A 15,822-nucleotide genomic window follows, 5' to 3' on the forward strand; every position below is an offset into this window, starting at 1 on the left:
TGCCCCCCGCTCCGGCCCGATACAATCACGGGCATGAATTCAGCAACACAAAACACCGCCGCCGACGCCCACGCGGGCCACACCCCGATGATGCAGCAATACCTCCGATTAAAAGCGGAGGCCGGACCCTTGCTGCTCTTCTATCGCATGGGGGATTTCTATGAAATGTTCTATGAAGACGCGGAACGCGGCGCGCGCCTGCTCAACCTGACGCTGACCAAGCGCGGCTCGTCAAACGGCACTCCGATCCCGATGGCCGGCCTGCCCGTGCACGCCATGGAGCAATACCTGGCCCGCCTGGTCGCCATGGGCGAATCCATCGCTATCTGCGAACAGATCGGCGATCCGGCCGCCTCCAAGGGCCCCGTCGAACGCCGCATCGTGCGCATCGTCACGCCCGGCACCCTGACCGACGACGCCCTGCTGCCCGCCAAGGCGGACCGTGCGCTGGCCGCCGTGTTCGTCACCGGCAACGCCCGCGCCCCGCGCGCCGGGCTTGCGTGGCTGAACCTGGCCAGCGGCGAATTCCGCGTGACCGAATGCGCGCCCGCGCAGCTGGAATCTGAACTGCACCGCATCGCGCCCGCCGAGATCATCTGCGCCGACGGCGCCGATTTCGATTTCCCGTTCGAAGGCGCCCGCGCCCGCGTGCCGGACTGGCACTTTGAAAGCGACGGCGCGCGCGCGCACCTGCTGGCCCATTTCAAGACGGACACGCTGGCGGGTTTCGATATCGAAGACATGCCGGCCGGCGTCTGCGCCGCCGGCGCGCTGCTGCGCTATGCGGCGCGCACCCAGTCGCAAGCGCTAGCGCACGTGCAAAGCCTGTCGGCCGAGCGCCCGGGCCAGTACGTGCTGCTGGACCCCGTGACCCGCCGCAACCTCGAACTGACCCAGACGCTGTCCGGCGAGGACTCGCCCACGCTGTTCTCGCTGCTGGACGGCTGCCGCACGCCCATGGGCAGCCGGCTGCTGCGCCGCTGGCTGCACCATCCGCTGCGCGAAAACGATCAGGCGCTGGCGCGCCAACAAGCCATCTCGGCGTTGCTGGCCGGCCGCATGGACGTCGAACAGACCTTCGGCGTAGCCGGCTTAGGCGCGGCGGGCCTGCTGGAAGCGCTGCGCGCGGCGCTGAACGCCTTTCCCGACATCGAACGCATCGCCGCGCGGCTGGCGCTGCGTTCGGTACGCCCGCGCGAACTGGCCAGCCTGCGCGATGCGCTGGAATCCCTGCCCGCCTTGCGCGATCTGGTCGAACCCATGGCCGGTTCCCCGCGCCTGGGCGAACTGATCTCGCACTTGTCCGTGGACCCGGCGCTGGCCGCGTTGCTGGTGCGCGCCATCGCGCCGGAACCAGCCGTGGCGATCCGCGACGGCGGCGTGTTGGCGGCCGGTTTCGATGCCGAACTGGACGAACTGCGCGGCCTGGCGGCCGACGGCGGCGATTTCCTGGTGCAGCTGGAAGCACGCGAGCGCGAACGCACAGGCATCAACAACCTGCGCGTGGAATTCAACCGCGTGCATGGCTTCTACATCGAAGTCTCCAAGGGCCAGACAGCCAAGGTGCCCGACGACTACCGCCGCCGCCAAACGCTGAAGAACGCCGAACGCTACATCACGCCCGAATTGAAGACATGGGAAGACAAGGTGTTGTCCGCCCAGGACCGTTCGCTGGCCCGTGAAAAGTGGCTGTTCGAGCAACTGCTGGACGTCTTGGCCGAACACGTGCGGCCGCTGTCCGACTGCGCCGCCGCGCTAGCCGAACTGGACACGCTGGCGGCCTTGGCCGACCACGCGCGCCGTCACGACTGGATGGCGCCCGACTTGTCCGACCAGGCCGATATCGATATCGAGGCCGGCCGCCACCCCGTGGTCGAGCACGCCATCGAACGCTTCACGCCCAACGGTTGCCGCCTGGACCCGGCGCGCCGCATGCTGCTGATCACCGGCCCGAACATGGGCGGTAAATCGACCTACATGCGTCAGGTGGCGTTGATTGTGCTGTTGGCGCGCATCGGCAGCTTCGTGCCCGCCAGGCGCGCACGCATCGGCAAGATCGACCGCATCTTCACCCGTATCGGCGCGGCCGACGACCTGGCGGGCGGGCGCTCTACCTTCATGATGGAAATGACCGAGGCGGCGGCCATCCTGTCGGCCAGCACGCCCAACAGCCTGGTCCTGATGGACGAAATCGGCCGCGGCACGTCCACCTACGACGGCCTGGCGCTGGCGTGGGCTATCGCCTGCCGCCTGCTGACGCATAACCGCGCATTGACGCTATTCGCCACGCACTATTTTGAATTGACCCGCCTGCCGGCCGAACAGCCAGCCTCGGCCAATGTGCACCTGGCTGCGGCGGAATCGGCCAGCGGCATCGTCTTCCTGCACGAAGTGCGCGAAGGCCCCGCCAGCCGCAGCTACGGGATCCAGGTGGCGCAACGCGCCGGCGTACCCGCCGCCGTGATCCGCCAGGCCACGCGCGAACTCGAACGGCTGGAAGCCCAGGGTTCGCCCACCCCGCAGCTGGGCTTGTTCTCGGCCGCCGCGGACGCCGACGCGCAGGCCTACGCCAGCACCGCGCGCTCCGACGAGATCGAGGCGCTGGACGCCTTGCGCGAATCGCTTACTGCCATCGACCCCGACAGCCTCACCCCGCGCGAAGCGCTGGATGCCCTCTACCGCCTGAAGAAGCACCTTCAATGAACCTCGACCAACGCCTGCCGCTGCTGGGCAACCAAAGCCCCAACGACTTCATGCGCCGCTATTGGCAGCGCAAGCCGCTGCTGATCCGCCAGGCCATCCCCGGCTTCAAGCCGCCGTTGACCATGGCGGCCATCAAGAAGCTGGCGCGCCGCGACGATGTCGAGTCGCGCCTGATCTGGCGCGAGGACGGCGAATGGCAGATGGAAAACGGCCCGTTCGCGCGCCTGCCCAAAGACAACGAAGGCGATTGGACGCTGCTGATTCAAAGCGTCGACCTGCTAAGCGATGCAGCATCCGAACTGATGGGGCTGTTCCGCTTCATCCCCGACGCCCGTCTTGACGACGTGATGATCAGCATTGCCAGCCACGGCGGCGGCGTCGGTCCGCACTTCGACAGCTATGACGTGTTCCTGTTGCAGGCCGCTGGCGAACGCGAATGGCGTTATGGCCGCCAGAAAGACCTGTCGCTGGAACCCGGTCTGCCGCTGAAGATCCTCAGCAACTTCCAGCCCGAAGAAAAGGCCGTGCTAGTGCCTGGCGACATGCTGTACCTGCCGCCGCAGGCGGCCCACGACGGCGTCGCCGTGGGCGACGGCTGCATGACCATCTCGATCGGGTTCCGCGCCCCCACGCAGGCCACGCTGGCGCGCGGGCTGCTGGAAGCCGCCGCCGACCAGGTCATGGCGCGCGTCGGCCTGCTGGGCGGCCCCTACGGTGAACCGGCCCTGCCCGGCCCCAAGCTGTCCGCCGTCTATCGAGACCCGGGCCAGCCCGCCGTCGACACGCCCGCGGCGCTGCCCGATGCCCTGGTGGCCGCCACGCTGGAGACGGTCGAAAAGCTCCGCTTTGATGATGCGCTGGCATCGCGCTTCCTTGGTTGCTGGTTGACCGAACCGCACAACCTCAGCGTGTTCGACGCGCCCGAGGGCGTGGACGTAGACCTGGAAGAAGACTGGCCCACATCAGGACGTCTGGTGCTGGATCGCCGCAGCCGCATGCTGTATCGCGGCAAGCAGCTCTTCATCAACGGCGAAACCGCCATGACGCCTGCGGACGCCGCGCTCCGGATATTGGCCGATGCCCGTAGCCTTGACTGCGCCGACCCCGCCTGCGCAAAGCTATCCGACGATGCGCGTTCATGCCTGGCGGATTGGGTGGATTCGGGGTGGATTCATTACCGCGCGGCGTAGTATCCAGACACGTGCGCGTATCTGACTTGCACAGAACGCAATCAGGTCTATGCGCGTGGTCACATAAAGAAAGACATAACACCGAGCTGAAAGGTTTGTTGCCATTGGGATGCGACCTTTTTAACTTTCACACGCGATAGGGCGCCGGCTTCCTGTAGCCTGGATTCTGGTTTCCCCTAAGGGGGTTTCAAGAGTCGTCATCTACAGGAGTCCAAAAATGATGAGCAAAACCTTGATTATTGCCTCGGTGCTGGCAGTGTCGCTCAGCGCTTGCAACAAGAAGGAAGATGCCCCGGCGCCCGCGAACAACCCCACCCCGGGCGCAAGCACGCCTGCCCCCAGCACGACGCCTCCGGCCACGTCGCCGGCTCCGGCGCCCACCCCCGGCACAACGCCTGGTGGCGGTTCGAACACCCCGGGCGGCTCGACCACCCCCGCGTCTTAATAAAAACAGAGACGAACCCCCGCTCTGAAGACGTAGAAAAGCCCTGGCAGCCATGCTGCCGGGGCTTTTTTATGCGCGCCGCATCCGGTCGCCAACTTCACAACGCCCATGAAAAAAGGCCCCCTCTCGGGAGCCTCTTGCATCAAACCGGCGCCGAAGCGCCGATCTGCCGCGTTTTACATCTTGTCCTTCAGGACGCTCAGCAGACGCTGCGCCGTTGCGCTGTTGTCGCGGGTGCCCGTGGAGTCCAGCACCGTCACCGTGGTCTGATCGCCCGTGGCGGCCAGGTGGATACGGTACTGCGGCGCCTCGGCCTTCTTGTCGCCCGAGAACATGCGGCCGAAGAAGCCCGGTTGCTCGTTCTTTTCGCCCGTATCGGTATCGACATAGCGCACGAAGTAGTCACCCGAGGAGCGATCGCGGTCATCCACGGCGAAGCCGCCGCCGTCCAGCGCCACGCCGACACGGCGCCATGCGCGGTCGAACGATTCAGCCACCAGCAACGACGCGCCCTGCGTGCGAACGTCTTCCTGCACGGCCGGCTTCTGCGGCGCGGCTTCTGCCTGCTGCACCAGCTTGCGAGCGTTGTCCACGTCCGAACCCAGGTAGACCATCATGCGCGCCAGCATGGCGGCGTTCAGGCCAGGATCTTCCTTGCCGTTCTGCCATTGCACTTGGCCGCCGTCGGAACCCACACGCTTTTCCAGCATCTGGCGATGGCTGACATAGACTTCGGTGTGGCCGTTCACGCGTTCGACGCGCGTGCGGAATTTCTCGCGTTCGCCGCTATCCCAAGCCGATTCCAGCACCGCGCCCAGCGCCTGGCGCAGCCAGCTTTCCGGGATCTTGGCGCGGTTTTCCGCCCAGTCGGTTTCGATCAGGCCAGCGCTGGGGTTGTTGCTGGCAACGGTAAAGCCGTTTTCGGTCCAGAAGTCGACCAGACGCGGGAACACGTCTTCGGGAGCACGGTCCACGACCAGCCAGCGCAAATCGCCGTCACGCTCGACACGCATGTCCTGGCGGCCGGGCAGCACGTTGCTGGTCTTGGGGGCCGTGGCTTGCGCCTGGCCCTGCTGCTGGAACTGCGAGTACGTCGTCGAGCCCGAAGCGGGCGCGCGATAACGCGGGTCGCTGTTGGCCTGAGTCAAATCCGGCGGGATGCTTAGAGGCTCTCCACGCTGGGTGACGGCGCTCTTGTAGTTGACGGATTCTTCATTGCCCAGGAATTGGTTGACCTCGCTGCAGCCGGCCAACAACACCAGAGACATCAATGCCGACAAACCGGCATGACGTTTGTTCATACGTATCCTCACGATATTTAGAGCAGACCCGTTTCCTGGAGCGCGCGACGCACGACTTCGTGGTTCTGCGAGCCCAGTTCAACCAGCGGAAGCCGGTAGCCCAGTGCGCTACGGCCCATTTCGGCCAACGCCCACTTGACGGGGATGGGATTGGCTTCAACAAACAAAGCCTTGTTCAGACGCGCCAGAAACGCATTAAGTTCACGGACCTTCGGCACGTCGCCCGCCAGCGCCGCGGCGCAAAGATCGCGCATAAGCTTGGGGGCCACGTTGGCGGTCACGGAAATGTTGCCCCGCGCGCCCAGCAGGATCAGAGCGGCAGCCGTGGGATCGTCGCCGCTGAAAACCTGGAAGCTTGCCGGCGCTTCGCGCAGCAACAGCCCGCCGCGGGCGATATCACCGGTAGCGTCCTTGATGCCGATGATGCCCGGCACCTGCGCCAGGCGCAGGACCGTCTCGTTGCTCATGTCGGCAACGGTACGGCCCGGCACGTTGTACAGGATCGTCGGCAGATCGACGGCTTCCGCGATCGTGCGGAAGTGGCGATACAGGCCTTCTTGCGAAGGCTTGTTGTAATAGGGAACGACCGACAGACCAGCCTGCGCGCCCACCGTTTTGGCGTGGCGCGTCAGGTGGATGGCTTCGTCGGTGGAATTGGCGCCCACGCCAGCGATGACCGGGATGCGGCCGGCGGCATGTTCCACTGCCACGCGAATCAGTTCCGCGTGCTCTTCCATGGAGACCGTGGGCGACTCCCCGGTGGTGCCCACCACCACCAGCGCGTCGGTTCCTTCCTGGACGTGCCAGTCGATCAATGACCGGTAGGCAGCATAATCCAGGCTGCCATCGGGCTGCATGGGAGTGACCAGGGCCACCAAGCTGCCCTGGAAATTAACGCCTGCGGCGGTTGCAGGGGATGCCATAAATGTAGGGCTCCAACGCCCCGCGGCAGGATGCCCCAGGGCCAGAATCAATGAAACCGCTGAGTTTAACGGAATTTGGCCGGAATCCTACAGAAACCACTGGACGATAGTCGTTCCAAATTCGTACACCGGACGCATCAGAAGCCAAAGCACGTCGGTGACTAAAAGGACGATGACGATCATCAGGCCATACGGCTCGATTTTCGAGTATTGCCAAGCCAGGCGGTTTGGCAGCAGGCTGAACAGGATACGTCCCCCATCCAACGGCAAAATCGGCAGCAGATTCAGCGCCATCAGCACCAGGTTGATATTCACCCCGGCCACGCCCATCTGGAACCAGAACGACTCCTGCATGCCGGATTCCAACATCAGGCGCAGCGAAAACGCCCACAGGATCGCCATGAGCAGGTTCGCGGCCGGCCCGGCCAGCGCCACCCACAGCATGTCGCGCTTGGGGCGGCGCAAGCGGCCGAAATCCACCGGTACGGGCTTGGCCCACCCGAACAGCATGCCCGGGCTGCCCAGCAGCTTGGATGCCAACAGGATGACCACCGGCACCAGCAAGGTGCCGACAGGGTCGATATGGCGCGCCGGGTTCAGGCTGATGCGGCCGGCCTCGTAAGCCGTCGGGTCGCCAAACATCCGCGCGACATAGCCGTGGGCCGCCTCGTGCAGGGTGATGGCGAAGATGACCGGTATCGCGTAGACCGCAATGGTTTGGATGATGTCGTTCATGGCGAGCCGGATTGTAGATGAGCCGCGTGCCGGCAGGGGCCGGCACGCAAGGCACTACGGAGTGAAGAAGATTCAGGCAAGGCCAAGCGTGGCCGGATCGCCGCGGCCCACGCGCACGACCACCGGATCGTCGCTGGTCAGGTCGATGACCGTGGTCGGCGATTGCGGACAGGCGCCCGCGTCGATGATGGCCGCCAAGTCGTGGTCGTAGCGCGCGCGGATGTCTTCGGCGTCGTTCAACGCGTCGGTCTCGTCCTTGGGGATCAGCGTCGTGGACAGCAAAGGCGCCCCCACTTGCTCAAGCAGGCCCAGCATGACGGCGTGGTCCGGGACGCGGATGCCGATGGTCTTGCGCGACGGGTGCGAAACGCGTCGCGGTACTTCTTTGGTGGCTTCAAGAATGAAGGTCCAAGGACCCGGCGTCGCAGCTTTCAGCAAGCGGTACTGCTTGTTGTCCACGCGGGCGAAGTGGCCGATTTCGGCCAAGTCGCGGCACAGCAACGTCAGGTGGTGTCTTTCGTCCAGGCCGCGAAGCCGGCGCAAACCGTCAGCGGCGTCCTTGTCGTCCAGGCGCGCGACGACGGCATAGCTGGAGTCGGTGGGCACCGCCACCAGGCCTCCATCGTTCAGCCATTGGGCTGCCTGCTTAAGCAGGCGAGGTTGAGGATTCGCAGGATGAATAGATAAATACAAGGCCATGGGATTATCCTAACACTCTTGGATGCCGCCCAACATGGCGCGGCGATGCAAAATGGCGGGAACGCCGACCCGCCCGGAGAAACAGTATGCGCCTCGATGACTCGCGTGAAAGCGACAATGTGGAAGACCGACGAGCCAGTGGTCCCCGTATCGGCGGCCGTGGAACCATCGGCATCGGTACGATAGTACTTGCCTTGGTGGCCATGTACTTTGGCGTGGACCCCAGCGTGGTCCTGCAAATGGCCGAAGGACCGCCCCAGACCCAACAGCAGGCGCCGGCCACCCGGCCGCCCGTCAACGATCCGCAAGCGCGCTTCGTGGCCAAGGTGCTGGGCGAAACCGAAGACACCTGGACCGCGATATTCCAAAAAGACCTGAACCGCCAATATGTCGCGCCCAAGCTCGTGCTGTTCCGCGGCGCCACGCCCACGGCGTGCGGCACGGGCCAATCCGCGATGGGCCCGTTCTACTGCCCCGGCGACAGCAAGGTCTATATCGACCTGGCCTTCTTCGATGAATTGCAGAACAAATTCAAGGCGCCCGGCGACTTCGCCCAGGCCTATGTGATCGCGCACGAGGTCGGACACCACGTGCAGCATCTGCTGGGCATTTCGGACCAGGTGGACCAGTTGCGCCGCCGCAATCCCGCGCAAGCCAATGCGTTGTCCGTGCGCGTGGAATTGCAGGCTGACTGCTTCGCCGGCCTGTGGGCGCAACGCGCCAACGCCGCCCGCAACATCCTGGAGGGCGGCGACGTCGAAGAAGCGCTGTCGGCGGCCACTGCCATCGGCGACGACCGTCTGCAAAAGCAGGCCCAGGGCTATGCCGTGCCGGACTCGTTCACGCACGGATCCTCGGCCCAGCGCGTGCGCTGGTTCAAGCGCGGGCTGGAAAGCGGCAACATCAAGCAATGCGACACGTTCTCGGCCAGCGCGCTTTGATCTTCTGCCAGACCTGAACGACTCCGCCCTTTGGCTGTATGGATATACAGCCAAAGGACCGACACCGTCTTCATCTTGTAAGATTACGCCCCCTCGCACTGTTTGCGCGCATGAGTTCCCTGCGCCCTGTCGCGAGCGGCGCAGCGCATTCGCAGCGCAATTCCAAGACCCCTAAATCCGTTCCATGGCCAACAAGTTCGAACCGTTAATCACCGTTGATGAGGTGCAGGAGATCCTTGCCGAACCCAAGGAAACCGTAAAGCCGATTTCCTGGATCCCGAAGCCCGCCGCCAACAACATCCAGTGGATGGAGTTCGCCAGCGCGTGCAAGGTCAAGGGCGACGTGCGCGACGACGTGATTTTCCGGGTGATCTACCGCGGCGCGCGCACCGCCGTGCATGGCCAAGCCACGATCTTCCTGACGGAAGCATTCAGCGCCAGTCTTTTCGTCGGCCCGCACCGGGTATTCGGCGTGGACACCGATGACTCCTTCCACACTAGCCTGGTCGGCGCGGGCCGGCCGCAATACCGCAAGCCGCTTGCGGACCGCAGCCACGAACATATCTGGGTGGACGAAGGCGAAGGCTATGCCGAACCCATCGTGCCCGCCCTGCACACTATCGGCGCGCTGATGCAGTACTTCCTGCCGCGGGCGAACCTGACCCTTGCCGGCGGATTTGCGCATCCCCTCAAAGGCCGCCAAATCGAATTGATCCTATGAGCACTTTTCTGGAAGCCTCCGGCTGGACCGTCCTGCCGGCCGGTGAACACGCCATACGCGCGGTCTCCCCCATGACCCTGGGGCTCGACGGCCAACACGCCGCCTTCTTCATCGCGCACCCTGACGACACGTCGTTCTACCTGACCGACGCCTGTGAGACCTCGATGCACGCGTCGAGCTACGGCATCGACGTCGGGGCCAAGCGCATCGATCTGCTGAACGAGACCCCCGGCGTCAGCCTGGCGCATTTCGACCGCGACGGCGCCATCGTCGCCTCGGGCCCCAACGAACAGTTGCAAGAAGCGCTATGGGATGCGGTGAAACTGGCCATGGCCTTGTCGTTCCAGTGCGCCAAGTGGATGCCCCGATTCAGCCAGCTGCGCTTTCGCGCCCAGGTCGGCCGCGCACTGGCCGAAGGCGTGGGCGCGAACCGCATGGTCAAAGGCGCGCGCGCCAAGGGCAGCAGCGGCCATACCGCGGATTTCGCGTTCGCCGTTCGCGCGGCCGGCACCACGGCGCTGACCTATATCGAACCAATCGCCCTCAAGGCCGGCAAGAAGATGGACTGGACGCAGGTCTACCAGACGCACGGCAAGATGTCGGATGTGAAGATGGCGGATGCGCGCAATTCGCGCATGGTCATCCTGGAAGACGGCGCATCGGCAGAGGAATTCAAAAAGGCCGTGAGCATTCTCGAGCAGTCCGCGACCGTGCAGACGCTGGCCAAGACGCGCGACTGGCGGGAAGTCTTTTCCGGCTAGGACGGCATGTTCGTCAGGCCGTCGACGATCTCGCGGCCATGCAATATAGCCGCGTGCACGGCTTCTCGCGGACTGAAGACGAAACCGCCATCGGCAAAACGGGGAACCGGGTATTCGTCGCCGCCTTCCAAGACGGCGCCTGCCTGAACCACCATTACCGATGCGACGAATACGGGGCCGCTGGGTAGCGCCGGGACTTCAGCGTCCTCGCCCCGGGAGACCTTGGCTGTCAGCCGGTATCCCTTGTAGATCAAGTTGTTCTGATGCACTTCGGATGCCCTCTTTCTCCAATCGAGCATACCGCGCCTGCACATGACAGTTCTGATATGTTTTGTAACGCAGGCAGAAACTAGAAACATTGTTGCAGGCGAATATCAACGTCCCCTATTCTCAAATGGCAAGAATGCCGGCCCGGAATTCGCCGCATCGGCAAGCCCGACGCGGCCTGCGGCCCGACGCGGCACACGCCGGGCCCGGGCCTTATCGCGGGCTTACGGGGATTTCCCTAGGTCGTGTTGCGAAAGCGCATCTTCGGACGCCGCCATGCCTGTTGCGCGCCGGTAATCGGCCAGGGTCCAGCCCCGGCCCAACAGGATCATCCGCGTGTGCAGATCTTCCTGCACGCGAGGCGGCACCGCAGGCCCGAGGTACCGCAACTGCTTGCGTCTTAAGTCCACATAGCCCAGCTCGTAGTACTGCGCCAACCGCATCCATAGCCGGTGCGCCCCCAGGGATTGCCGGGCGCCGCTCATGATGCACAGGCCTGCGTCCAACCCCCAGCGGTACACCGCCGTTGCCAGACCCATGCCCTGATAGGCCTCGGCGTATTTGGAATGCGGGGCCCGCACATAAGGATCGGCTCGCCTGCCCACTTCAATCAGCCGGTTGAACACCGTGTAGCCCGCCACCCGGTCGCGCCGCAGATCCACCACATACACGTAGTACTCGCCGTCGGCTTCGCGATAGCGAAGCACGATGCCAGGGATGTCGGTCTTGACCTCCGGCAGCCCGTGCAAGCGATCCAAGGGACGATTCATCCGATCGTGTATGGCAACGAGTTCTTTCTCCACTTCGTATGGAGCGTGATTGACGTCGATGCGGAGCTCCGTCACGAAATGCAGGACGGAACGAAATGCGTGCAGCGCCAGCGTGGGCAAGGCCACCTCCTGTACAGGTTGATTCGCTAAGGTTGGCTAACGAAAAAAAAGCCGCATTCGCGGCTGGAATGGATGTGTTCAATGGGCCGTCTAGTAGACGGGCCCCGTATTGCGCGGCGCGAATGGCGTCGGGCTACGCGGCGGCATGCGTGCCCTCATGCCAGCCGGCAGCCGCTTGGGCGTCGGCCTTGCCGAAGAATGCGGGAAATTGCTGCGCCCCTTTCCGGGTGACCGACAGCGCGCGTGAATCCAGGTCTTTCGTGATCCAGCCGCGTTGCATCAGCGCGTCCAGCAAGGCCGCGCCCAGCGCGCCCCCAAGGTGCGAACGCCGCTCGCTCCAGTCCAGGCAGGCGCACGCGAAACGCCGACGGCGCAGCCGCGCTTGCACGGCATCCACGCCAATCTGGGCCAGCGAAGCTTCGCCCAGCGGCGTCAACACGTAGTCGCGGCCGTCGGCCGCCAGCCATTGGCGTGCAAGCATCGCGTCGTGGATACGCACGGCAAGCGTGCCCGCCATATGGTCGTAGCAGGTGCGGGCCTCTCGCAGCGCGGATGGCGTATTGGGTTTGAACGGCGCGCGTTCGGCGCCGGCCACGACCAATAAGGCCTCCAGCGCGTGTGCGACCTCACTGTTGGCGAGCCGGAAATAGCGGTGCTTGCCCTGCACCGCCATGTCGACCAGCCCTTGCTCGCGCAGCCGCTGAAAATGGCTGCTGGCCGTAGAGGCACTGATATCGGCGGCGACGGCCAGCTCGGTCGCGGTACGGGCGCGGCCGTCCAGCAACAGGCACAGCATGCGCGCACGGGCCGGGTCGGCAATCGCCCCCGCCACGCCGGATAGATTGATGTCGGCGAACTCGGATTCCATGATTCGCTGCAAGCCAAAGTGTTGTGTGCAAGGCTTAAGCATACTGCGAGTCATCCTGGTACGACACCCGACAATGCCCACACCCATGCCCACCTCCCACTCCTTCTTCGGCTGGAAAGTCCTTGCCGCCACGTTCACGCTTGCCGTTTTTGGCTGGGGCGTCGGCTTTTATGGTCCGCCGGTGTTCCTGCATGCCGTGGTGCAGCGCACCGGATGGAGCGTGGCGCTGGTTTCCGGCGCCGTCACACTGCACTTCCTGGCCGGCACGGTGGTTGTCGCCAACCTGCCCCGCCTGTACCGCCGCGCAGGCGTCGCGCAAACGACGTTCAGCGGCGCCGTGCTGCTGGCGCTGGGCGTGGCAGGATGGTCGCTGGCGCAAGCCCCGTGGCAGTTGTACGTGGCCGCCGTCATCAGCGGCATGGGCTGGGTGGCGTTGGGCGCGGCGGCGGTCAACGCGCTGATCGCGCCGTGGTTCGTGAAGCGGCGGCCCGCCGCTCTGGGCATGGCCTACAACGGCGCCAGCGTCGGCGGTATCGTGTTTTCGCCGCTGTGGGTATTTCTGATCGCGCAGGCGGGATTCGCGCAGGCCGCACTTTGGGTGGGCGTCGCGATGGTGGCGGTTATCGCCGTATTGTCGAAGAAGGTCTTCGCCGTCACGCCACAGCAACTGGGGCAGTTGGCCGACGGCGACAGCGCCGCCATGCCGGCCGCCGGAGCGCCAGCCACGCGTTCCCTCGTCGGCAATCTATGGCGCGACCGCGCCTTCCTGACGCTGTCCGGCGGCATGGCGCTGGGGCTGTTTGCCCAGATTGGACTGATCGCACACCTGTTGTCGTTGTTGGCGCCCTTACTGGGCGCGCAGTGGGCAGGCGTCGCGATGGGCGTGGCCACGGCCGCCGCGATTGGGGGCCGCATGTTGGTGGGCTGGCTGATGCCCACGGGCGCCGACCGCCGCAAGGTCGCCTGCCTGGCCTACGCCATCCAGATCGCCGGATCGCTCACGCTGATGATGGCGCCGCACCATGGTTGGGCCATCTGGGCAGGCGTGGTGTTGTTTGGCTCGGGCATCGGGAACGCGACGTCGTTGCCGCCCCTCATTGCGCAAACCGAATTCGCGCGCGAAGACGCGGCGCGCGTCGTGCCGCTGATCGTGGCGCTGTCTCAGGGCGCTTACGCCTTCGCGCCCGCGTCGTTCGGGATTTTGCGCGCCGTGCTGGATGCGACGGGGCAATCGTTGGTGGGCTTTCTGGCGATGGCCGCCTTGCTGCAAGCCGCCGCCATCGCCTGCTTTGCCGCCGGGCTTGGCGCCAGCGCCTTCAGGCCAGTCCGCCCCGCCGCGCCACCAGCCCGGCCATGACGGCGCCGCCCGCCTCGCTGGCCAGGCCTTCGGCCACGCCTTGCCGGTCGGCCACTGTCCGGTTTTGACTGACCTTCCACTTGCCTTCGATGCGGGAAATCGAGATTTCGACGCCGATAATCGCGCGCATCTGGGCGGCTATGAAATCGGGTGGCGCCTGATCCACGCTCCAGGGCTGCGCGCGCGCCTTTTCCTGGCTATTGGTCAAGGCTTCCAGCTGAGCGCGCAACCACGCCGGGTCGTCCTGGATCGTCGGGGTGCCCCAGACATGCACCGCCACGAAATTCCATGTCGGCACGACTTTGTGCGTTTCCGCCTTGGTGGCGTACCAGGATGGCGTGATGTAGGCCTGCGCGCCATGAAAGGCCACCAGGCATTCCTGGCCTGCGGCCAGCTGCGCCAGCTGCGGATTGGCGCGCGCCACGTGCAGACGCAGCACGCCATGCGGGCCTTCGGGATAGAGCAGGCAGGGGATGTGGTTGGCCATCAGCCCGCCCTCGCCGTGGGTCATGATGACGCCTAGCGGATGGGCGCGGATGAAGTCATGTTGAACGGCAAGGTCATCTTCTCGAAAGGCGGACGGCAAATACATGATGGGCGGTCTGTTTGCTGGGAAAAAAACAACATACCGCCTTCGTGGCTCCATGCACAGGGCCATCGGAATTCAGTTTTATGGAGCCACGGCGCTATTGGCGGCCTGAGCGGCGGTAGGACTATCGTCGGACGCGCTCATAGGCCTGGTTCATGCGGTCGCGGGCCTCGGTTTCGAGCGCGTAAGCGCGGTCGTAGCTGGCCAGGCACCCTTGCGTGGGATTCGGCCATTTGATCGCGGCGATCGCTGCGGTGAGCTCATCGCGCGCGCGCTGCCATTCCTTGACTGCGGCATACCATTCCTTGGCGGTGTCCATAGCTTCCTCCCTATGTGCACGCCTTCCATCGTAGTCTTGTCGGCGCACGCGCGAACATCCGCCGCTAAGGAAATATGGATGAGCTCCATTCTCCGAGAGGGTTTACCCAACCTCGCGCTACGCCCCCGCGGAATCCCGCGCCGGCCATCGGGATCAGGCCGATAGCCAGATCAGGCAGATAATCAGGCATGCGCCGGCACGGATGCCGCCGTTGTCTACAAAGGAACACCCATGACTTCCCGATTGGCTTTAGCCGCCGGCTGCGCCATCCTGGCCCTGGCAGGCTGCACCAACCTGCCCCGCGCACAGGACTATTCCACCTCGCTCGGCGGCGACCAGGCGCAGCTTCACGCCGACCCGGCCTGGAGCGCCGGGCGCGTCTGGATACGTCCAGGCCCGCCGATCGGCAGCGTGTACGAGAAAAAGCTCGTCATGGAACCGGTCACCTACATTGCCGGCGACCGGCCGGACGATCTGGACTTCAAAGACAACGCGGCGCTGCGCGAACGCGTGCTGGCCTACATGAACGAGGCCGTGCGCCGGGAATTTTCGCAAGCAGGCTACCAACTGCTGTCGGCGCCCGCACCGCAGGCGCTGCGCATCAAGGCGGCGATCACGGGCACGTTCAAGAACGATCGGGATCCCCGTGCGATGGAGTACATTCCGATCGGCTACGTCATCGGCCAGACCGCGAAGGCCGCGGGTTACCGGGATCAATCGGCCCGCCTGCTCATCGAAGCCTCGGTGCGCGACGCCAGCACGAACGAACTGCTGATCGCGTCGCTCGGTACCGTCACCGGCAGCAATCTTCCGCCCGACCAGAAGCCCACGGCGGACGACGTGCGCGCAGCGATCGATGATTGGGTGCGGCAAGTCCGCCTGCAATTCGACCGCAATTGGCAAACCGCGAAACCCTGACGGGAAAGGCTGGCGGCGCCGATCGGCGGATCCGAGATAACATGCGCCGCCGCATCCCACCGCCGCCAGCCCTGCGGGGGCCGATAGAAATGCGCCGCAAGCGGGAACATTCCTGACGCGCGGGCGGTCGAATTTCCGAAATTTTTCCCCTGAAAATCACGATGTGATGAATATTGACGTCAACCCTCACTTACT

17 protein-coding genes are annotated in these 15,822 nt (G+C 64.8%); 8 read left to right on the top strand and 9 right to left on the bottom strand.

The features are described from left to right. The first annotated feature begins 33 nt into the window (after positions 1-33). The 3 genes from mutS (at position 34) to ACI0FO_RS09720 (ending at position 4,338) form a co-directional block, all read left to right on the top strand. Positions 34-2,703 (top strand): DNA mismatch repair protein MutS, encoded by a 2,670-nt coding sequence (gene mutS, locus ACI0FO_RS09710; RefSeq protein WP_416026165.1) that lies wholly within the window; start codon positions 34-36, stop codon positions 2,701-2,703. Further along, entirely contained in the window at positions 2,700-3,893 is a 1,194-nt protein-coding gene (locus tag ACI0FO_RS09715) for a JmjC domain-containing protein (RefSeq protein WP_416026167.1), read from the top strand. Before mutS ends, ACI0FO_RS09715 begins: the two co-directional genes overlap by 4 nt. Positions 3,894-4,110: 217 nt before the next feature. Next, a complete protein-coding gene (locus ACI0FO_RS09720) occupies positions 4,111-4,338 on the top strand; it encodes an endopeptidase (RefSeq protein WP_105557453.1) in 228 nt (75 codons plus the stop codon). A gap of 176 nt (positions 4,339-4,514) precedes the next feature. On the opposite strand, the gene bamC is transcribed toward ACI0FO_RS09720, so the two are convergent. The 4 genes from bamC to ACI0FO_RS09740 form a co-directional block, all read right to left on the bottom strand. Then, entirely contained in the window at positions 4,515-5,639 is a 1,125-nt protein-coding gene (bamC, locus tag ACI0FO_RS09725) for an outer membrane protein assembly factor BamC (RefSeq protein ID WP_416026169.1), read from the bottom strand. A 17-nt stretch (positions 5,640-5,656) separates the two neighbouring features. Continuing rightward, positions 5,657-6,562, bottom strand: coding sequence for a 4-hydroxy-tetrahydrodipicolinate synthase (gene dapA, locus ACI0FO_RS09730; RefSeq protein ID WP_416026171.1), 906 nt, complete (start codon positions 6,560-6,562; stop codon positions 5,657-5,659). 87 nt (positions 6,563-6,649) lie between these two features. Further along, complete coding sequence (locus ACI0FO_RS09735) at positions 6,650-7,297, bottom strand: site-2 protease family protein (RefSeq protein ID WP_105557450.1); 648 nt, start codon at positions 7,295-7,297, stop codon at positions 6,650-6,652. Between the two features lie 72 nt (positions 7,298-7,369). Further along, on the bottom strand, positions 7,370-7,996 hold the full coding sequence (locus ACI0FO_RS09740) for an L-threonylcarbamoyladenylate synthase (RefSeq protein WP_105557449.1): 627 nt from the start codon (positions 7,994-7,996) through the stop codon (positions 7,370-7,372). 86 nt (positions 7,997-8,082) lie between these two features. Here ACI0FO_RS09740 and ACI0FO_RS09745 point away from each other — a divergent pair, with 86 nt between their 5' ends. From ACI0FO_RS09745 to ACI0FO_RS09755, 3 genes are all read left to right on the top strand, one after another. Continuing rightward, complete coding sequence (locus ACI0FO_RS09745; protein ID WP_416026173.1) at positions 8,083-8,937, top strand: neutral zinc metallopeptidase; 855 nt, start codon at positions 8,083-8,085, stop codon at positions 8,935-8,937. 184 nt (positions 8,938-9,121) lie between these two features. Continuing rightward, entirely contained in the window at positions 9,122-9,658 is a 537-nt protein-coding gene (locus tag ACI0FO_RS09750) for a hypothetical protein (protein WP_416026175.1), read from the top strand. Beyond that, complete coding sequence (locus ACI0FO_RS09755) at positions 9,655-10,419, top strand: DUF1828 domain-containing protein (RefSeq protein ID WP_416026177.1); 765 nt, start codon at positions 9,655-9,657, stop codon at positions 10,417-10,419. The genes ACI0FO_RS09750 and ACI0FO_RS09755 overlap by 4 nt, the downstream gene beginning before the upstream one ends. Here the strand turns inward: ACI0FO_RS09755 and ACI0FO_RS09760 are convergent. From ACI0FO_RS09760 to ACI0FO_RS09770, 3 genes are all read right to left on the bottom strand, one after another. After that, positions 10,416-10,688 (bottom strand): hypothetical protein, encoded by a 273-nt coding sequence (locus ACI0FO_RS09760; RefSeq protein WP_105557445.1) that lies wholly within the window; start codon positions 10,686-10,688, stop codon positions 10,416-10,418. The two genes, ACI0FO_RS09755 and ACI0FO_RS09760, sit on opposite strands and share 4 nt — an antisense overlap. Before the next feature lie 222 nt (positions 10,689-10,910). After that, positions 10,911-11,576, bottom strand: coding sequence for an N-acetyltransferase (locus ACI0FO_RS09765; protein ID WP_416026179.1), 666 nt, complete (start codon positions 11,574-11,576; stop codon positions 10,911-10,913). 133 nt (positions 11,577-11,709) lie between these two features. Further along, entirely contained in the window at positions 11,710-12,444 is a 735-nt protein-coding gene (locus tag ACI0FO_RS09770; protein ID WP_416026181.1) for an ArsR/SmtB family transcription factor, read from the bottom strand. A gap of 85 nt (positions 12,445-12,529) precedes the next feature. On the opposite strand from ACI0FO_RS09770, the gene ACI0FO_RS09775 reads away from it, so the two are divergent. Next, positions 12,530-13,801, top strand: a complete 1,272-nt coding sequence (locus ACI0FO_RS09775) for an MFS transporter (RefSeq protein ID WP_416026183.1) — start codon at positions 12,530-12,532, stop codon at positions 13,799-13,801. On the opposite strand, the gene ACI0FO_RS09780 is transcribed toward ACI0FO_RS09775, so the two are convergent. Continuing rightward, a complete protein-coding gene (locus ACI0FO_RS09780) occupies positions 13,761-14,393 on the bottom strand; it encodes an FMN-binding negative transcriptional regulator (protein ID WP_416026185.1) in 633 nt (210 codons plus the stop codon). The genes ACI0FO_RS09775 and ACI0FO_RS09780 overlap by 41 nt on opposite strands. Positions 14,394-14,514: 121 nt before the next feature. Further along, positions 14,515-14,709 (bottom strand): hypothetical protein, encoded by a 195-nt coding sequence (locus tag ACI0FO_RS09785; RefSeq protein WP_169272268.1) that lies wholly within the window; start codon positions 14,707-14,709, stop codon positions 14,515-14,517. A gap of 231 nt (positions 14,710-14,940) precedes the next feature. On the opposite strand from ACI0FO_RS09785, the gene ACI0FO_RS09790 reads away from it, so the two are divergent. Further along, positions 14,941-15,627, top strand: coding sequence for a DUF3313 domain-containing protein (locus ACI0FO_RS09790; RefSeq protein WP_416026187.1), 687 nt, complete (start codon positions 14,941-14,943; stop codon positions 15,625-15,627). Positions 15,628-15,822: the final 195 nt, after the last annotated feature.

The organism is Achromobacter marplatensis (assembly GCF_049060505.1).
GTDB classification, from domain to species: Bacteria; Pseudomonadota; Gammaproteobacteria; order Burkholderiales; family Burkholderiaceae_B; genus Achromobacter; species Achromobacter marplatensis_A.

Bases quoted from the DNA above. Each gene is read 5' to 3' on its own strand.
- mutS (WP_416026165.1), top strand. From the start codon at position 34: ATGAATTCAGCAACACAAAACACCGCCGCCGACGCCCACGCGGGCCAC.
- dapA (WP_416026171.1), bottom strand. From the start codon at position 6,562: ATGGCATCCCCTGCAACCGCCGCAGGCGTTAATTTCCAGGGCAGCTTG.
- ACI0FO_RS09745 (WP_416026173.1), top strand. From the start codon at position 8,083: ATGCGCCTCGATGACTCGCGTGAAAGCGACAATGTGGAAGACCGACGA.
- ACI0FO_RS09720 (WP_105557453.1), top strand. From the start codon at position 4,111: ATGATGAGCAAAACCTTGATTATTGCCTCGGTGCTGGCAGTGTCGCTC.
- ACI0FO_RS09740 (WP_105557449.1), bottom strand. From the start codon at position 7,996: ATGGCCTTGTATTTATCTATTCATCCTGCGAATCCTCAACCTCGCCTG.
- ACI0FO_RS09785 (WP_169272268.1), bottom strand. From the start codon at position 14,709: ATGGACACCGCCAAGGAATGGTATGCCGCAGTCAAGGAATGGCAGCGC.
- ACI0FO_RS09755 (WP_416026177.1), top strand. From the start codon at position 9,655: ATGAGCACTTTTCTGGAAGCCTCCGGCTGGACCGTCCTGCCGGCCGGT.
- ACI0FO_RS09775 (WP_416026183.1), top strand. From the start codon at position 12,530: ATGCCCACCTCCCACTCCTTCTTCGGCTGGAAAGTCCTTGCCGCCACG.
- ACI0FO_RS09770 (WP_416026181.1), bottom strand. From the start codon at position 12,444: ATGGAATCCGAGTTCGCCGACATCAATCTATCCGGCGTGGCGGGGGCG.
- bamC (WP_416026169.1), bottom strand. From the start codon at position 5,639: ATGAACAAACGTCATGCCGGTTTGTCGGCATTGATGTCTCTGGTGTTG.
- ACI0FO_RS09735 (WP_105557450.1), bottom strand. From the start codon at position 7,297: ATGAACGACATCATCCAAACCATTGCGGTCTACGCGATACCGGTCATC.
- ACI0FO_RS09715 (WP_416026167.1), top strand. From the start codon at position 2,700: ATGAACCTCGACCAACGCCTGCCGCTGCTGGGCAACCAAAGCCCCAAC.
- ACI0FO_RS09790 (WP_416026187.1), top strand. From the start codon at position 14,941: ATGACTTCCCGATTGGCTTTAGCCGCCGGCTGCGCCATCCTGGCCCTG.
- ACI0FO_RS09780 (WP_416026185.1), bottom strand. From the start codon at position 14,393: ATGTATTTGCCGTCCGCCTTTCGAGAAGATGACCTTGCCGTTCAACAT.
- ACI0FO_RS09750 (WP_416026175.1), top strand. From the start codon at position 9,122: ATGGCCAACAAGTTCGAACCGTTAATCACCGTTGATGAGGTGCAGGAG.